This window comes from Bradyrhizobium lablabi, from assembly GCF_900141755.1.
GTDB classification, from domain to species: Bacteria; Pseudomonadota; Alphaproteobacteria; order Rhizobiales; family Xanthobacteraceae; genus Bradyrhizobium; species Bradyrhizobium lablabi_A.
In genome coordinates this window covers 5267194-5283485 of the sequence record NZ_LT670844.1, presented here as the reverse complement: position 1 = coordinate 5283485, position 16292 = coordinate 5267194, and the positions used below count along the sequence as shown (strand labels likewise).

The window sequence follows — 16292 nt, the reverse complement described above, 5'->3', positions numbered from 1 at the left end:
TTATGATTTGAACGCGATGTCTCGGCCCACGACAGGCTTGATAGTTGTAGAAGATGACAGATTCAAATCCAACTGCCGAGCAACTGACCGCGCACGCCCTTCTGATCGGCGACCGCATCAATACGGCCGGCTTCGAGGGCCAGGTCTTATCGAGCACTCCCCTGGCGTTGCGCGTCGGATCGAGCGGAATTGCGGTGGTGTTTCGATATGGCGTCGTGGTGTTCATCGGTCTGTCGGCTGCGGAGGAGGCAGCCTTTCTGGAGCGGCTGCAACCTCGCACCTACGGCAAGATCACGCCTGCGGAAGAGGAATGGGCGAAAATACAGATCGCAAAGGAGGCCGAAGAACCGATTCCCGTCGGCGGCCCCATCCTGGTCAAGGAATTTTCGCTGGAACGGCTACTGCTGGTCGCCGACGCGCTGTCCAAGAGCGTCGTGCTCGGGCGCGACGAAAGGGAGGTCGCCAACGTCTTCGACACCATCGAGCCGTTCGCCCGCGAACTCGCGACCCTGGGCAAGACTTCGCGAAACCGAACCGATTTGCTCAAGCTGATCGGCAACGCCCTTTTGGTTCAGCATCGCGTCTCGGGCCGCGCAGCGGTTGGCGAGAAGCCGGACGTGCTTTGGGACCGGCCCGACCTCGAGCGGCTCTATGCCCGTCTCAACGACGAATATGAGCTGAGCGAACGGGTCGAGACGCTGAACCGAAAGCTCGCGGTCATCGCAGACACCGCAACCACGCTTTCCGACATCATCGACACACAACGCTCGCTGCGGCTGGAAATCATCATCGTGTTTTTGATCGCGTTCGAAATCGTCATCACGTTCTATGAAATCTACTCCCGCAACGCGCATTGAGCCTAAGGCCGCTTCAATTCAGTCACCCTGAACGGCTCGAGCGTGTCGATCACCTCAGGCGCCTGCTTGTGATAGTTGAAGCGGAAATAGCGGATGGTGATGCTCTCCGGCGTGAAGTCGGCAATGATGAATCCGTTCTCCTCGATCGGCTTCAGATTTTCCTGCATCTGCAGATGCGTGGGAACGGAAGCTCCGATGCCGCGGAACGCTGACGGCCAGCCTCGATCGCCGGTGCCGAGCGGACCGGCCAAAATCACCTCAATCGGGTTCTTGCTGAAATCGAGCGAGCCGCTAGACATCATGCGGCCTTCGGCGATGGCGTGGAGATCGCCGCTGATGACAAGCGGAATCCTGCCCGGCATGGCGGCGACCGCCTGCATCAGCCGGTCATGCTGCTTGAGCCAGCCGGTCTGCCAATAGGGCTTTGCAATGTCGGTGGTCAGCTTGCCGTCGCGAAGAATGTCCGGATACCATTCGCCCCATTTCCCCGCGCTCCATCCGGGCGGATTCGATGGGATGTTGACGACATGGACGACATCGCGGTCGGCCATCCGCGCTTTGAGCCAGTTTTCCACGGTGCCGTCGACAAACACCGCGCTCGGTCCGTTCAGCGTCTGCGAGCGGCGGATGTCGTACAGCAAGATCTCGGCTAGCTTCCCGTAGCGCAGCGTGCCGTAGGCTTCGGCAACGCCGGGCGGCCGGTCCGGGGCGGAGGCGCCGGGAAGTCCAAGCGGGCGATTGGGATCAGGCAGATACTCCGGATAATAAAGCTGTCTTGTGGCGCGGGCCAATTCCAGCATGAAATGATCGGGCGGAAAGGTGATGATGTCATCGGTCGCCTCGTCATTATCGAAGTAATCGTGGTCGTCCTGCATGAAGAAGACCGGCGTCGACCGCAGCAACGCGCCATATTGCGGAATGATCTGGGGTCCGGTCGCGCGCCGGAAGACGGTTTCGTTCGGCGTGCCGAAGATAGGCTGCGCGCGGTCGAAGGTGCCGGCAATGGCGATGCCGTGCGGCGAAGCCCCGCTCATTTTTGATGCCTGCGGTGCCCGCAGGTCCCAATAGACCTGATCGCCGTTCGCGATCAGCGCATCCGGCTTGAACGAAAGTCCGCGCTGCAGCAGCCTGCGCCGCAGCGCCGATGGCAGCCAGCCGGTCTTGCCCTCGGGCAGACCTTCGTTGAGCGCATCATGGCCGCCACCGCAGGTATAGATCATCAACCGCAGCCGGTCCGGCATCGCATCAGGCGCGGGAAAGGTAGAGAGCGACCATGGCTCGCACAGCGCACGGCCGCCGGCCGCGCGCAACGTGAGCTTGTACGGCGTCGAGGACTTAAGTCCCGTCACGTCGAACTGCCAGGAATCGCCGCCCGCGCCATTCATCTGGCCGCGCACGCGATTGGCGCCGACCTCGAGGTCGGGCACGCCGAGCAAGGGAGGATTGAACGAGGCCTTGATCAGGAATCGGTCGTGGTTGACGGTCGGAATCAGGTGCCGTACCCGCCCCTGGTCCCAATGATCCTCGCCAGGCTTTACCCCTTCGGCGGCCGATGCCGGCCCACCGATGCCGGAACCGATCAGGCGCGGCAAGGTCGCAGCCGCCGCCCCCGCCCCCAGCACAAATTCGCGTCGCGTCGCCATCCCTTGCTCCCCTCGTCACGGTCTTGCGCCGATATCGAAAAGCTTAGGGGAGCGATAGTGCGCCCAATAGGATCGTGGCTCAATAGGATCGCGGAACAAGATCGCCGCGGACGGGTTGCGCGGCCTCGCGCGTGGGCTGGATTTTAATCCGCGTCCTCATTCTTTCCCGCATGAGGGTCATGAGAGCCGACCAGCCGCAGCAGTTTTTGCGGGTGCATCTCGTGGCCGTGACTATCGCCCGCATCCTGCTGCGACATCGGGCCATGGGCGCCGCTGTCAGCGGTCGCGTCGGTCGGTAGCGGAGGTTGCGCTAGTACGGGGTGTGTCTTTGAAGGACTCATGGATCGCTCCCTCGCTTGGCGTCGCAATTGCACCCACAAAATTCCGCCTCTGTCTGCATTCTGGAGGGCAGAAAAGGCGGTCGAAGGAAGTGTCGGCGAAGACGATCCGGAACTTCACGCGGTATTGCCGGCGTCGATGGTCAGCACGCTGCCGGTGACGTTGCGGCCGCCATCGCCCAAGAGATATTCGACCATGCGGGCGATATCGTCGACCTCCGGAAGCCGGCGCAAGGCGCTGCGGCCGGCGATGCGCTTGCGCGCATCATCCGAAAGGCCTTGCGTCAATTCGGTATCGACAAAACCCGGCGCGATCGCGTTCACGGTGATGCCGAGCTTGCCGACCTCGCGCGCCAGCGAGCGGGTGAAGCCGGTCGCCGCCGCCTTGGTCGCGCCGTAGACCGACAGGCCGTTATAGCCTGTTGTCGCGATGATCGAGGACATGTTGATGATGCGGCCTCCGCCGTCGGCCATCATGTGCCGCGCGATATATTTTGTCAGGATGATTGGCGAGGTGATGTTGAGACGCACTAGAGCCTCGATCTCAGAGTTGTGCATGGTGGCGAGCAACCCCTCGGTGCCTATCCCGGCATTGTTGACCAGGCCGTAGATCGCACCGAATTCGTCGCGCAAGGATTTGACGAATGACGGGATGGCGTCGACCTCGCTGAGATCGAACGGCCTGAACTTGAGACCGCCGCGGCCTTGTTTGATGACGTCGCCGATCGCATCGCGCAGTTCGTCGCTTTCGCGCCGCGCCACCGCGATCACATGGTAGCCGGCGGTCGCCAGCCTGCGCGCGATGGCAAGCCCGATGCCGCGGCTGCCTCCGGTCACCACGACATTATGCATTGTGCCGCGCCAGCTTTCCGGCCGCCGTGATCTCGAGCAGAGGGACGAACCTGATCATGGCGGGGACTTTGTGCGGCGCGAGCTGCGCCCTGCAATCGGCCAGTATCTTGTCGCGGATTTCGTCACTCCGGCTCGCGTCACAACCATCGGCCAGAATGATGTCGGCGACCACGATCGAACCGGTGATCGGGCTGCGGCGCGATCTGGCGCGCGACATTCGTACCTCCGCATGGCGGTTGATCAGCGCTTCGATCTCCTCGGGGTGAACCTTCAGGCCGCCGATATTGATGATGCCGCCGCGGCGGCCGACGAAGTGATAGCGGTCGCCACGCAATTCGACCATGTCTCCGGTGTCGACAAACCCGTCGGCATCGGTCAGCGCGGCCGCACTATGGCCGACATAGGCGTCCGCGGTCCGCGTCGAACGTATCAGCAGCGAGCCGTCCACGACTTTTATTTCGACGCCGTCGCGATTGGTGCCAAGGAGCGAAGCAGGAAAACCCTCAAGCCCATCGTTGACGGCAAAGCCGACGCCGGCCTCCGTCGATGCATAGGCATGGCCGATCGAGGCGTCGGGAAAGGCGCGGCTCAAGCCGTCGAGCACGGCCTGGTCGGCGATCTCGCCGGACAGGCGGACATAGCGCGGGGAAAAGCCCGCGGCCGCGCCGCTCATCAAAAGCTTGCGCCAATGCGACGGCGTGCCGGAGATGTGCGTGACGCCGTTCGCCTGCAGCCGCGCGACATAGTCGGCGATCGCCTCGCCCGGCTCGGAGAGCACCATCGAACCGCCGCCGATGATGGCGCGCAGCAATATCTGCAAGCCCCCATAGCGGCGGATGTCATAGAACGTCGCCCAGACCGGCGGGGCGCCGCGTGCCGGACCGTCGGCAACAATCGCGCCGGTCAGTCCTTCCAAAGTATGGCGGACGATTTTCGGCACGCCCGAGGTGCCGGATGTCAGCATCAGCCATTCGGTGGCGCGCTCGGTCCTTGCCTTGACGCCGGCGCGCACCGGCGGCCGGGCCGCCACCACCAGATACACTTCCGCATCGGTCCAGCGCGCCGGCTGGTCGGTGACGACCGCATCGATGTCGGCATCTTCGATCAGGGCTTTGAGGTGATCGCCGTTGAGGTCGGGCGGACACAGCAGCATTCGCCGCGCCACGCCATCGATCTCCATCATCGCGAGCGCCGATAGCAGCTGATCCGACACGGCGAGCAGCACCGAGCGCCCGGCGAGCGCGCGGGGGCGGCCGAACAGGCAGGTCTGTTCGAGAATATCCGTCAGCGAAACGGTCTGCCGCGCATCCGAGATAATGCGGCCCTTACGCTCCGGACCGAGATAATCGCGGAGCGCGAAGGTTTCACGCGGGGACATTTTCGTAGGCCCTGATGAAGTCGCCCACCGTCAGCGGAAACGCCGCATCCTCCGATATGGTAAACGGGTCGATGCCGAGGTCGTCCTCGAGCCGGGCCACCAGGATCGCAAAGCCGAGCGAATCGAAACCGGTTTCGTGGAGCGACAGATCGTCCGCGAGCGGCGGCAGGCTGACCTGCTGCTCAGCGGCAATGCGCTGCATCTCCGCAATAATCTTTGACCTTATCGACATCGTTTTTCTCGCCTTCTCGTTAAGATTTCGAGGCGCCATGATAGTGCGCAAATCTGAAATAACTCAGTATTTCCCAGAACTTTTGCGTCCATTGGTAAACGCGGTGCTGGCCGCAAAAACCGGATTTTCAGCGATACTGGCGGGAGGGAATGCGTCTGCCGTTAGCTATGGCGGCAATACTGGGCGACCCTTGTTTGCCGCATCCCTGATCGACGTCGCCGCGCTTCGATATCGCCTGCTTCCGGCGATGGTTTCTCCGTTGTCCATCCGAAGCACGAAATCGCCGGCGGGGCGCAACTCCACGGCGACGACGCGATTGAGGTTCGCCAACCGAGTTCGATGGACGCGGGCAAGCCCGAACGGCTTGAGCCTCGCCTCCTCGGCCGCGAGCGTCCCGCGAATGAGACGCCGTCCAGCCGGAAGGTTGAACTCGACGTAATTTCCGGCTGACGTCACCGCGATGAGGTCGCGCGGATCGATGTGAAAGCTTGTCGGGCCGTCACGGAGCCACAGCCCTTGCTTGAGCGTGTCGGCGGTGGAGTTGGCCGGTTCCGCGGCGGGCTCGCCTGGCGACAATGCCTGGATTGTCGATGCGCTGCGTTCGATCAACCAAAACACCGCGGCGATCATGAGGGCTGAAACGACGTCCTTCCGGAACTCGTAAGGTAACTCTGCCGCCCAGTGAAAATTGTAACCCTGCGCGACAAGGGCGAAGGCAAGCTTTCGCAGCAACACCATCATGACCAGGTGCAGGAATGCGTAAAGCAGCGTTGCGACAAGCGCGACGGCCAGGGCGACCGGGCGATTTCGGTTCCCGCGCAATTGTGCGACGCCGTAACGCAACAACGGCAGGAACGCGATCCAGGCCACAGCGCTGGTCAGTTCGAGCAAAATCGGTTTGCCCAGGCCGGCTCCGCCTGACAGCGTCAGGTCCTTTGCCGCCGACAGCACATTGACGATGCCGCTCGCCACGATCAGAAGCGCAACCCAGCCGTAGGCGGCGATGGGCCGGCGCGTCGCCCCTCGCCGCCAACCCTCGGTCACGCCGTTCGGCGGCTCATCCCTTAAACCCGCTCGGTCGTCCCATGCCGGCTCGACGCGATCGGTGTCGTGCGGTTCTATTCGGCGCTCATAGTTCATCGGAATATCGGAACGTTCCGTGCGAGAGATTGTCATATTTCGAAGTCGAGCCGCGCGGGCCAGGAGCGGTTTTGGTCCGCCAAATTTCTATCATAGCAATCCATCCGTAGTCTCTTGCGACATGCCCACGCGCGTCAGGCGCCGCGGCACGGAGCCGCGCTCGGCTCACCAATTTGTGAGCGATCGATGAACCGGCGAAGCTTGCTGATCGGCGCGGCGCTGGCCCCGCTTGCGCGATGTTTCGGAGCCGATTTCGCAGGTTTCGCGCAAGCCGCCGATACGCCGGACCTTCCACCGACCCGGCGGGTGCGTCCGTCAGACCCCGGCTGGCCGTCGGCAGCAAGCTGGAACCGGCTCAACCAGCAAACGGGAGGGCGCCTGATCGAGGTTAAGTCGCCGTTAGAGGCCTGTCGGGACGCACCGTTCGGCGATCCCTGCCGGAATGTCTTTAAGGAGATGAAGAACCCCTATTACATCCGCGATGAGGTCGCGCTGACGCAAACCACCGGTTGGGTCGACGCCTGGACGTCGGCGCCGAGCGTCTATGCGGTGGCGGCCCGAACAACCGGCGACGTTGTGGCCGCCGTGAATTTTGCGCGCGAGAAAAATTTGCGCCTGGTCGTCAAAGGCGGCGGTCACAGCTATCTCGGCACCTCGAACGCGGCCGATTCGCTTTTGATCTGGACCCGCTTCATGGACGACATCACGCTGCATGACGGATTTGTCGCGGAGGGATGCAGCGAGCGGCCGCAGCCTGCGGTGACTGTCGGCGCCGGCGCAATCTGGATGCACACCTATAACGAGGTCACGACCAAGGGCGGCCGTTACGTTCAGGGCGGCGGCTGCGGCACTGTCGGCGTGGCGGGCCTGGTCCAGGGCGGCGGTTTTGGAAGCTATTCGAAGAACTACGGCACATCAGCGGCAAGTCTGCTGGAAGCCGAGATCGTGACCGCTGACGGTATCGTGCGGATCGCCAATGCCTGCACCAACCCCGATCTGTTCTGGGCGCTGAAGGGTGGCGGCGGCGGCACCTTCGGCGTGGTCACCCGCCTGACGCTGCGCACCCGTGAATTGCCTGATACCTTCGGTTTTGTCTCGATGACCATCGAAGCCAGGTCCGCCGCCGCGTTTGGCAGGCTGCTCACCAGCTTCGTCGGCTTCTACTTCGAAAACCTTCACAACCCGCATTGGGGCGAAATCGTCAACGTCCGGCCCGGCAACAGGCTCGATATCCAATTGTCGTTCCAGGGCCTCGACAAACAGCAAGCCGACGCGCTGTGGCAGCCGTTCCTGCAATGGGTGATCGAGGCCGCCGACGATTTCACGTTCACACATGCTCCTTCGATTCGCGTCGGTCCGGCGCGCATGCGCTGGGACGCGGCGGCCATCAAGGCGCGCGCGCCGGCCGCGATCCTCTCCGATGACCGCCCCGGGGCGCCTGCGGACAATGTGTTCTGGGCGGCCAATCTCAGCGAGGCCGGGCATTTCATTCACGGCTTTGAGTCGCTGTGGCTACCGGCTTCGCTGTTGCAGGCAGACCAGCAGTCGCACCTCGCGGAAGCCCTGCAGAAGGCCGCGGCGCACTCGACCGTGGAACTGCATTTTCAGAAAGGGCTCGCCGGCGCCACGGCCGAGACCATTGCGGCCGCAAGAAACACCGCGACAAATCCCGCCGTCATCAACGCCTTTGCGCTTGCGATCGTCGCCAGCGAGGCTCAGCCGGCCTATCCCGGCATGCACGGCCACGAGCCTGATCTGGCCGACGCCCGCAAAAATGCACGCGCGATTGCGAGCGCGATCGGCGAGCTCAAGAAGATCGCGCCGGATACCGGTTCATACGTGGCGGAAAGCAGTTTTTTCGAGGAAGGGTGGCAGAAATCCTATTGGGGGGCGAACTACCCAAAACTGCTCGACATCAAGAACAGATGCGACCCGGACGGCCTGTTCTTCGTCCATCACGGCGTCGGCAGCGAAGCCTGGAGCGCCGACGGATTTGTCAGACTGCCGCAGCGCTGAGCGCAACGGGATAGGTTTCGGCGTCGCGAATGTGCAGCGATCGCGCCTCTTGTCGTGACCCAGATCACATACCCCGCATGAACCCCGCTTAGCATGCAAGCAACCAATCTCACGCCGAGATTTCTTGTGGGAGAACGTCATGAGCCTTTTCAAGCGAAGTTTGTTCGGTGCATTTCTTCTGGCCGGCCTGATGGCGATCGGCCCGGTCCATGGCGAGACGATCGCCAACGTGGGCAATCCAGTAGGCCTGAGCGGTCCGGAACAGCGCGTTGCGCTGGTAATCGGCAATTCGCATTATCAAAACGTCACCCAGCTTCCAAATCCCGCCAATGACGCCAAGGCGGTCGCCCAGCTTCTCAATTCGGCGGGCTTTGAGGTGATTGCGGCCACCGACCTCGATCACAATCAGATGATCCAGGTGATCCAGGATTTCTCTTCCAGGATCGCCGGTCACGGCCAGAACACGGTGGCGATGATCTATTACGCCGGCCACGGCGTGCAGGTCGCGGGCGAGAATTACCTGGTTCCGGTCGACGCCAGGATTTCTTCCGAGCCTGACCTGATCAACGGTTCAGTGCGGCTCGTCGACGTGATGGCGACGCTCGAAACCATCCCGAGCCGGATGCGGATCGTCGTCCTCGATGCCTGCCGGAACAATCCGTTCCCCGCGCTCAACGATGCGGGACGCGGGCTTGCGATCGTCGACGCGCCGAACGGTTCCATCGTCGGTTATTCGACCGCGCCCGGCACCGAAGCGCTCGACGGCAATGGCGACCACAGTCCCTATACCCAGGCGTTCCTGCGCGAGGCGCACGAGAAAAACCTGCCGATCGAGCAATTGTTCAAGCGGGTCCGTCTCGACGTCAATAATACAACCGATGGCCAACAGACGCCCTGGGAAAGCTCGTCGCTGACCAGCGATTTCTATTTCTTCGGCGACACCGCGGTCGCCGCCACGCGGCCGCCGATGCAAATGAAGCCGACTTTCGTCGCCAGCGACCTGCCGTCGCGGGCGGCGCGCCAAGCCTACGACTATGTGCTGGCCGAAAATTCCGTCGAGGACTATCAGGAATTCATCCAGCTTTATCCGCAGGACCCGCTGTGCGACCGCATCCGCGCGCTGCTGACGAGCCTCGTGCTGGCGCAGGCCTGGCATAATGCGGTGCTCGCGAATTCGCCGTTCGCCTATCAGGCGTTCTACAAGAAATACTCGGGCAGCCCCTATGCGCAAAATGCCCTCAAGCTGGCGTCGCAGCCGAAACTGATCCCGCTGTCGCAGCCGAAGCAGATATTCGCGTTGTCCTCGCTCAAGCTCGGTAATCCCAGCATTCCACAGGGTGGACTCGCCGGCGCCTCCGCGGGCAAGCTCGGCCTCGACAAGCTCGGCGAAGGCGGCAAGGTCGTCACGCTGCCGCCGTCAGGCACAAACGGCAACATCGGCAAGATCGGCACCGACAAGCTCGGCGAAGGCGGCAAGATCGTCACGCTGCCGTCATCCGGCACCAATGCATCGCACAGCGGCAACACCGGCAAGATCGTCGAAATGCCGGTCAATGGCTTGAACAAGAGCGGTGAATCGCAGAATTCGAAGCTGCTGAAGGATTCGAAACTCAAGGACGAGGTCATCCATACCGAGGACCATCCCGTAAAATCATTCACGCCGGCGCACATCGATCAGCCACCGGTCCGCTTCCACCAGCAGCCGGTGATCACGAATGGCGGCAACAGCTTCCGCACGGCACAGTTTCACGGGCCGGCGTTGCAGCCGATGGGTCGCCCCGGCGGCGGCATGTTCATGCGACACTGAGGCGTCGAAAGGGACCGTAGGGCGCAATAACGAATTGCGCCCTGCGATCCTTAATCGGATAAAACCGTTTAGGATGCGAGTAGGATGGTCGGCCGGCGATCAGCGAGCGGCGTTGACAGTAATGCGGACGATTGACCCGATCATCTTGATGGCGAGCCTTATCGCAAGCGGGCTTTGCCCGACCGCGGCTTCTTCCCAGATCTCGCCTACTCTAAAACTCATCACCGATTACGGCTGCGTGCGGGATTGGTCGGCGCGGACCAACAAGCTGCTGATGGACGAGCGCGACGAGAACGGGGTCTACCAGGTTTATACGCTGAACCCCGACGGCTCCGACCTGCGGGCGATCACCGGCGGCGCGGGCGGCGGCGGCCCGGCAGCGAACCGTCATAAGGGGTTCGCGCATTTCGACCCGAAGGGGCGTTACATCGTGATGGAAGCTGAACTTGCCGAGCAGCTCGTCGGCAACAGCGCTCGCGTGCAAAAGGCGGTCAGCCCGGGCAGCGGCGTCTGGATGGATCTCTGGGTGGTCACAACAGATGGACGGCACTGGACCAATCTGACGAATTTTACCACCGGGAAGCTGACGGGAGCGCTGTCACCCCATTTCTCGCCCGACGGCCGGCGCATCGTCTACGCGCGATTAATCGGCAAGGCCGACAGCAAGCGGACCTTCGGCTATTTCGAACTGCATATGGCCGACTTCTCCGAGGAAGGCAGCCCGCATCTTGCCAACGACCGTGTGCTGCTCGGCGGCGACGGCGTCTATGAGCCGCATGGCTTCTCGCGCGACGGCACCAAAGTGTTGTTCGCGTCCGACCACGGCCTGCCCAACACCATGGGGCTCGATCTCTTCGAGTACGATCTCGGGACCAACCAGGTCCGGAACCTGACCAACAGCCCCGATCAATATGACGAGCATGCCAGATATTCGCCGGACGGATCGAGGATCGCCTGGGGATCGAGCCAGGGCATCGCGTCGTATCGTACCAATCTGAAAACGCTGGCGTCGGAGGCCTATCTCATGAATGCCGACGGCGGCGGAAAATCCGAGCGACTGACGCATTTCAACGAAAAGGGTTTTCCGGAATCGACCATGTTGCAAAGCGGCGTCTGGCCGACGGCCTTTAGCCCCGACGGAACCCAACTCGTGGTCGCGCAACAGCCGATCGGCGATCTCCTTAGCGGCAAAGAGAGCGCCAACAAGTCGTGGCTTGTCAGCTTGGGTCCGCCTAAGGCTTCGGGCAGGGACCGCTGATTCTGCTCATAGCCGGATCGAGCCGTCCAGAATGCGCGTATAGGCATCGGCATCGAGCGCACGATATGCGCCGGATTTTGGATCCCTAGAGAACAGCGGGTCCTGCAGCAGCCGCGGATCGAAACCCTCGCGAACCAATTGGTGCTTTTTCTGCTTGAAGGTTTCGGTGGTGTCGAGCGCTGTGCAAATCCGGATGAACACCGGATGCGCATAGGCCGGCAGTCGGTGCGACAGATGATCCTGCAATCTTGCAAAATCAAATTCATCGCCGATCACGATCGCGGCCATGCCGGCGCGGCCATCGGCGCCGGGAATCTCCACACCATAGGTCGTGGCGTCGGCCACCCCAGGACAATCGGCAACGGCCTCGTTGACTTCCGAGGTCGCGACATTCTCGCCCTTCCAGCGGAACGTATCGCCGACGCGGTCGACGAAATGAAAAAAGCCGGCCTCGTCCAGCTTCATCAGATCGCCGGTGCGAAACCAGGCATCGCCCGGCGCAAGCACGTTGCGCAGGATTTTCTTTTCGGTCTCGGCTTGGTCAGTGTAGCCCTCGAAGCGGCCGCCGCCGTCGTCGGCGTTGCCGATCCGGCCGATTGCCTCGCCGACTTCGCCGCGGGCGCAAGGAATACAAAGACCGTCAGCGCCGCGCAGCGGCGTGCCCGCCTCCTGATCGACACGAACGATCGCTGCCGGAAACCGATGCGCTAGCAGCGGCGGAATGCGGCCGATCGCGCCGGGCTTGCCCTCGACATTGTAGAGCGAGAAATTGCCCTCGGTCGCGGCATAGAATTCGAGGATTTGCGGAATCGCAAACCGCGTCTGAAAGGCCTCCCAGATATCGCCGCGCAGGCCATTGCCGCATGCGAGCCGCAGCCGATGGATGGTTTCATATTCCGACGGCGGCGCCTTCAGGAGGTAGCGGCAGAGCTCGCCGATATACTGGAACAGCGTGCAGTCGAAGCGCACGAGCTCCTGCCAGAAATCGCCCGCCGAGAATTTTCCGGCCAGCACCACCGACGCGCCCGCGCGGAGCATGCTGCAGGGCGCGACGATGCCGCCGACGCTGTGATAGACCGGCAGGCAATCATACAGCCGGTCGTCCGGCGACGCGCCGGTGAGGCCTGCGAACCAGCCGCCCCAGTTCAGGATGCGGCGGTGACTGATGCTGGCCGCCTTCGGCAGGCCGGTGGTGCCGGAGGTGTAGATCAACAGTGCCCGGTCGTTGATGGTGGTGCCGCGCCGCTCGGCCGGCGACAGCGGGCCTCCCTCCATGGCGCCCAGTGTCGCCTCGATATCGGCTGCGCTGCCGTGGCCGCCATGGATCCAGATTTTGGGCGCGCGTTTCAGATGCGGCAGCGCCGTTTCGAACAACTCCGAGATATCCTCGGCGAGGATGACATGGTCGGCATCGGCGATATTGATGCAGTGCGACAGCGACGGCCCGACCAATTTGGTATTGATCAGCGCCACGACGCCGCCGACTTTGGTGATGCCGAGCCAGGCGGCGATGTAGTCGGGCTGACTTTGCATCAACAGGCAAACGGTGTCGCCGGCTTCGATGCCCACGGACAACGCCCAGCGGGCATAGCGGTTGATCCGGTTCACGAGCGCGCGATAGCTCAGCGTTTGGATTTCCGAAATCAGCGCGGGACGGTCCGGTTCTCGCCGCGACCAATCCTCGACGAGGTCGGTGAACAATATCGTGGGGTCGGCCTCGATGCGCGACGTCAGCTCGATCGCCTTCAGCCAGCTTTTGGCTGCGGACGGTTTGCCGCGCGACTGCGGCCTATTTGTCGAGGGGTCGAGGACGCCTGTGTTCATGCCTGATGACTTGTTGATCCCGGGAATCAATTTTTTGATCCGGAACAACCTATAGCCGTGCCAGCCTGACCAAGGGTTAATCGGCAGGGTTAAATGCGGTCTTGCTGAATCCGCAGGGTCGCACCGGTCTCTGGGCCGACGCCCACTCCGCATCGCGACCTTGCCGTCCGGCCAATTGCTACGTACCTTGGGACAACAACAGAGCAATGGGAGCGCGACGCCATGAATGCCTTCCGCCTCTTACGCCATCTAGGCCTCTTGCTGGCGCTTGCCCCGGTTTCGGCCTTCGCCGGCACGGCCCGCATCTACGTCACCAATAGCGCGGGCGACAGCATCCACGTCATTGATCCCGCGACCAACAAGGTGGTCCAGGAGATCAGGGACATCGAGGGCGCGCACGGGATCGCCTTCTCTCCCGACGGTTCCAGGGTCTATGTCAGCGATGAAGTCTCCTCGACGCTGGATGTTTTCGACCGCAAGACCGGTAAGCTCGTCAAGAAGGTGACGCTGAGCGCCCACCCCAACAATATCGCGGTGGCCAAAGACGGCCGCATCGTGGTCGGCATCGCCCGCGATCCCGGCGCGCTTGATATCATCGAGCCTACGAATTTGACGCTGACCAAGAGCGTGCCGGTCAACGGCAGGCTGCACAATGTCTATGTCACGCCCGACAGCAAATACGCCGTCACCGGTTCGATCCGCACCGGAATTATCACCGTCATCGATCTCGCGACGGAACAGCCGGCGTGGGAGCTCAAGCTCGACAAGGGCATCCGCCCGATGGCGATCGAGGCGGGACCGGACGGCGCGACCAAACGGATCTTCGTGCAATTGTCCGACTTCAATGGATTTTCCGTAATCGATTTTGCCGCGCGCAAGGAAGTGGCGCGGATTGGGCTGCCGACGGCCAAGGGTGAATTCGAGACCGACGGCGATCGCGCCACCGCGCCCTCGCACGGCATCGGCGTGGCGCCCGACGGCAAGACGCTGTGGGTCACCAGCATCCCCAACAATGCGGTTTACGCTTATTCGCTCGCCGATCTCACGCTGTCGGGTGAGGTCGCACTTCCCTCGCTCAAGCTGCGCGAGCATGGCGCGATCTCGGCGGTCGCCAACTGGGTGACGTTCACCCCCGACAGCAAGACGGTCTATGTTTCCAACGCGGGCCTGCGCTCGGTCTCGGCGATCGACACCAAATCAATGAAGCTCATCGCGGTGATCCCGGTCGGCGAGGTGCCCAAGCGCATCAACACGCTTGTCATCCCGGATGGCCCGGGCTCGGCGGCTATTTCAGCGGAGAAGCGAGCGTCGCTCCATTGACCCAGGCCGCGAGCGTGCGCCAGGCCGGATCGCGCTTCGAAGAAAACTGCCGCCCGCCGGAGTGAAACACGTCGCCGCCGCCTTCAGGGGCCAGCGGATGCAGCAGCAGCCGGCTGGTATCGGGATCGCCGGGATTGACCAGTATCGAGACGGTCTCGAAATTGCGGCGCGATTGCTCTTCCGTCCAGTCGCGCGCTCCCGGCGCAAGCCTTTCCAGGCGGAAGGCGTTGTTGCTCTCGACATGGCAGACATAGCACCGAGCATGGTCGGGCCGCTTGGTCAGAAACACCGGCTCGACCCGGCTTTTGAAGAACTCATAGTCCAGTTTCGGCGGGGTCTTTGCCCCGGTATTCAAGCTGGAAACGGCCATCGCCGCCGGAACGGCCACGACGATGAACAAGCGACGTAGCATTTGAACTTTCCATCCGCGCTGCATCAAGTCCGGATCGTAATCCAAACGCGAGCTTCGACAAGCGCGCGATAGGCTGGTGACTCATTTCATCGGCAATCGCTTATTCCGCGGGCCCCTTGGCATGCGGGCGCAATCAGGAATTTTACCACGACACCAGGAACATGGTGCAGTGCAACCGGATTCCTGCGATACCAGCCTTCAGCGAATTTCAGAGGCCGGCGATGATCAGCAAGAGAGCATTCCTTCATTCGGCAGCCGGCATGGCGCTGGCATCGCTCGGCGCCCGAACGATCACGCCGGCGAAGGCCGATGCTTACCCGTCTCACCCCGTGCGATGGATCGTTCCCTACACCGCGGGCGGCGCGACCGACGTGATTTCCCGCCTGATCTGCCAGCGCCTGTCGGAACGGCTTGGCCAGCCCTTCGTGGTCGAGAACAAGCCGGGGGCCGGCAGCAATATCGGCACCCAGGCCGTGATCGCCGCGCCGCCGGACGGATATACGCTGCTGCTGACCTCGACCGCCAACGCCATCAACGCCTCGTTCGATCCGTCGCTGCCGTTCGATTTTGCCAAAGGCATCATGCCGGTCGCGGGCCTCGCCCGAATTCCGCTGGTGCTGGTGGTCAACAACGATCTTCCTGCGCACAACGTCGCGGAATTCATCGCCTACGCCAAGGCCAATCCGGGCAAACTTTCCATCGCCTCCTCCGGCATCGGCACCTCGCTGCATCTGTCCGGCGAGTTGTTCAAGGCGATGGCCGGCATTCAATTCACCCACGTGCCCTATCGCGGCTCCGCGCCGGGCCTGACTGACGTGATGAGCGGCCAGATCCAGGGCATGTTCGACAACGTCACGTCCTCGTTTGAACTGGTGCGGTCGGGAAAATTGCGCGCGCTCGGCGTCACCACGCATGATCGATCGGAAACGCTGCCCGACGTGCCGCCGATCAGCGATGTTCTCGCGGGCTTCGAGACCAGTTCGTTCTACGGCGTCGGCGCGCCGCACGACACCCCGCAGGCGATTGTCGATCTCCTCAACAAGGAAATCAATGCAGCCCTTGCCGATTCCGCGATCAAACAGCGGCTCGGCGAACTCGGCGCCATTCCGCTTCCCGGCAACGCAACCGAATTCGCCGCCATGCTTACGACCGAGACCGAGCACTGGCGCAAGGTGGTGGAGATGTCGGGGCAGAAGAAGGAGTGAGTGACGGCTC

14 protein-coding genes are annotated in these 16292 nt (G+C 62.6%); 6 read left to right on the top strand and 8 right to left on the bottom strand.

Annotated elements, in window-relative coordinates; all coding sequences use genetic code 11:
• Positions 1–53 precede the first annotated feature (53 nt).
• Positions 54–857, top strand: a complete 804-nt coding sequence (locus B5526_RS24645) for an RMD1 family protein (RefSeq protein WP_079542448.1) — start codon at positions 54–56, stop codon at positions 855–857.
• A 2-nt stretch (positions 858–859) separates the two neighbouring features.
• Here the strand turns inward: B5526_RS24645 and B5526_RS24640 are convergent, their stop codons facing one another.
• From B5526_RS24640 to B5526_RS24620, 6 genes are all read right to left on the bottom strand, one after another.
• Positions 860–2500, bottom strand: coding sequence for a hypothetical protein (locus tag B5526_RS24640; protein WP_079542447.1), 1641 nt, complete (start codon positions 2498–2500; stop codon positions 860–862).
• 143 nt (positions 2501–2643) lie between these two features.
• Positions 2644–2841 carry a hypothetical protein gene (locus B5526_RS37890; RefSeq protein ID WP_154071437.1) on the bottom strand — a complete coding sequence of 66 codons (198 nt, stop codon included), beginning with the start codon at positions 2839–2841 and terminating at the stop codon, positions 2644–2646.
• Positions 2842–2955: 114 nt separating this feature from the next.
• Positions 2956–3690 (bottom strand): SDR family NAD(P)-dependent oxidoreductase, encoded by a 735-nt coding sequence (locus B5526_RS24635; protein WP_079542446.1) that lies wholly within the window; start codon positions 3688–3690, stop codon positions 2956–2958.
• Positions 3683–5068, bottom strand: coding sequence for an ANL family adenylate-forming protein (locus B5526_RS24630; protein ID WP_079542445.1), 1386 nt, complete (start codon positions 5066–5068; stop codon positions 3683–3685). Before B5526_RS24630 ends, B5526_RS24635 begins: the two co-directional genes overlap by 8 nt.
• A complete protein-coding gene (locus B5526_RS24625) occupies positions 5055–5300 on the bottom strand; it encodes an acyl carrier protein (RefSeq protein WP_079545317.1) in 246 nt (81 codons plus the stop codon). The genes B5526_RS24630 and B5526_RS24625 overlap by 14 nt, the downstream gene beginning before the upstream one ends.
• A gap of 165 nt (positions 5301–5465) precedes the next feature.
• Positions 5466–6440 carry a LytTR family DNA-binding domain-containing protein gene (locus B5526_RS24620; RefSeq protein WP_172842098.1) on the bottom strand — a complete coding sequence of 325 codons (975 nt, stop codon included), beginning with the start codon at positions 6438–6440 and terminating at the stop codon, positions 5466–5468.
• Between the two features lie 186 nt (positions 6441–6626).
• Here B5526_RS24620 and B5526_RS24615 point away from each other — a divergent pair, with 186 nt between their 5' ends.
• The 3 genes from B5526_RS24615 to B5526_RS24605 all read left to right on the top strand — a co-directional run bounded on the left by B5526_RS24615 (position 6627) and on the right by B5526_RS24605 (position 11521).
• Entirely contained in the window at positions 6627–8456 is a 1830-nt protein-coding gene (locus B5526_RS24615; protein WP_079542443.1) for an FAD-dependent oxidoreductase, read from the top strand.
• Positions 8457–8595: 139 nt separating this feature from the next.
• Complete coding sequence (locus B5526_RS24610) at positions 8596–10263, top strand: caspase family protein (RefSeq protein ID WP_079542442.1); 1668 nt, start codon at positions 8596–8598, stop codon at positions 10261–10263.
• A 121-nt stretch (positions 10264–10384) separates the two neighbouring features.
• A complete protein-coding gene (locus B5526_RS24605; RefSeq protein WP_079542441.1) occupies positions 10385–11521 on the top strand; it encodes a PD40 domain-containing protein in 1137 nt (378 codons plus the stop codon).
• 6 nt (positions 11522–11527) lie between these two features.
• Here B5526_RS24605 and B5526_RS24600 read toward each other — a convergent pair whose 3' ends face one another.
• Positions 11528–13345, bottom strand: coding sequence for a long-chain-acyl-CoA synthetase (locus tag B5526_RS24600; RefSeq protein WP_079545314.1), 1818 nt, complete (start codon positions 13343–13345; stop codon positions 11528–11530).
• A 222-nt stretch (positions 13346–13567) separates the two neighbouring features.
• Between B5526_RS24600 and B5526_RS24595 the strand changes: the two genes are divergently transcribed.
• Positions 13568–14665: a PQQ-binding-like beta-propeller repeat protein gene (locus B5526_RS24595; protein ID WP_154071435.1), complete on the top strand. Its 1098-nt coding sequence runs from the start codon at positions 13568–13570 to the stop codon at positions 14663–14665.
• Here the strand turns inward: B5526_RS24595 and B5526_RS24590 are convergent.
• Positions 14631–15077 carry a hypothetical protein gene (locus tag B5526_RS24590; RefSeq protein ID WP_154071434.1) on the bottom strand — a complete coding sequence of 149 codons (447 nt, stop codon included), beginning with the start codon at positions 15075–15077 and terminating at the stop codon, positions 14631–14633. The genes B5526_RS24595 and B5526_RS24590 overlap by 35 nt on opposite strands.
• A 221-nt stretch (positions 15078–15298) precedes the next feature.
• On the opposite strand from B5526_RS24590, the gene B5526_RS24585 reads away from it, so the two are divergent.
• A complete protein-coding gene (locus tag B5526_RS24585) occupies positions 15299–16282 on the top strand; it encodes a Bug family tripartite tricarboxylate transporter substrate binding protein (protein WP_079545312.1) in 984 nt (327 codons plus the stop codon).
• The last annotated feature ends 10 nt before the right edge of the window (positions 16283–16292 follow it).

What these genes read in the sequence shown, in the direction of transcription:
- B5526_RS24585 (WP_079545312.1), top strand. Translation starts at nt 15,299, where the DNA reads ATGATCAGCAAGAGAGCATTCCTTCATTCGGCAGCCGGCATGGCGCTG.
- B5526_RS24610 (WP_079542442.1), top strand. Translation starts at nt 8,596, where the DNA reads ATGAGCCTTTTCAAGCGAAGTTTGTTCGGTGCATTTCTTCTGGCCGGC.
- B5526_RS24645 (WP_079542448.1), top strand. Translation starts at nt 54, where the DNA reads ATGACAGATTCAAATCCAACTGCCGAGCAACTGACCGCGCACGCCCTT.
- B5526_RS24590 (WP_154071434.1), bottom strand. Translation starts at nt 15,077, where the DNA reads ATGCTACGTCGCTTGTTCATCGTCGTGGCCGTTCCGGCGGCGATGGCC.
- B5526_RS24620 (WP_172842098.1), bottom strand. Translation starts at nt 6,440, where the DNA reads ATGAACTATGAGCGCCGAATAGAACCGCACGACACCGATCGCGTCGAG.
- B5526_RS24635 (WP_079542446.1), bottom strand. Translation starts at nt 3,690, where the DNA reads ATGCATAATGTCGTGGTGACCGGAGGCAGCCGCGGCATCGGGCTTGCC.
- B5526_RS24605 (WP_079542441.1), top strand. Translation starts at nt 10,385, where the DNA reads ATGCGGACGATTGACCCGATCATCTTGATGGCGAGCCTTATCGCAAGC.
- B5526_RS24600 (WP_079545314.1), bottom strand. Translation starts at nt 13,345, where the DNA reads ATGAACACAGGCGTCCTCGACCCCTCGACAAATAGGCCGCAGTCGCGC.
- B5526_RS24640 (WP_079542447.1), bottom strand. Translation starts at nt 2,500, where the DNA reads ATGGCGACGCGACGCGAATTTGTGCTGGGGGCGGGGGCGGCGGCTGCG.
- B5526_RS24630 (WP_079542445.1), bottom strand. Translation starts at nt 5,068, where the DNA reads ATGTCCCCGCGTGAAACCTTCGCGCTCCGCGATTATCTCGGTCCGGAG.
- B5526_RS24595 (WP_154071435.1), top strand. Translation starts at nt 13,568, where the DNA reads ATGAATGCCTTCCGCCTCTTACGCCATCTAGGCCTCTTGCTGGCGCTT.
- B5526_RS24625 (WP_079545317.1), bottom strand. Translation starts at nt 5,300, where the DNA reads ATGTCGATAAGGTCAAAGATTATTGCGGAGATGCAGCGCATTGCCGCT.
- B5526_RS24615 (WP_079542443.1), top strand. Translation starts at nt 6,627, where the DNA reads ATGAACCGGCGAAGCTTGCTGATCGGCGCGGCGCTGGCCCCGCTTGCG.
- B5526_RS37890 (WP_154071437.1), bottom strand. Translation starts at nt 2,841, where the DNA reads ATGAGTCCTTCAAAGACACACCCCGTACTAGCGCAACCTCCGCTACCG.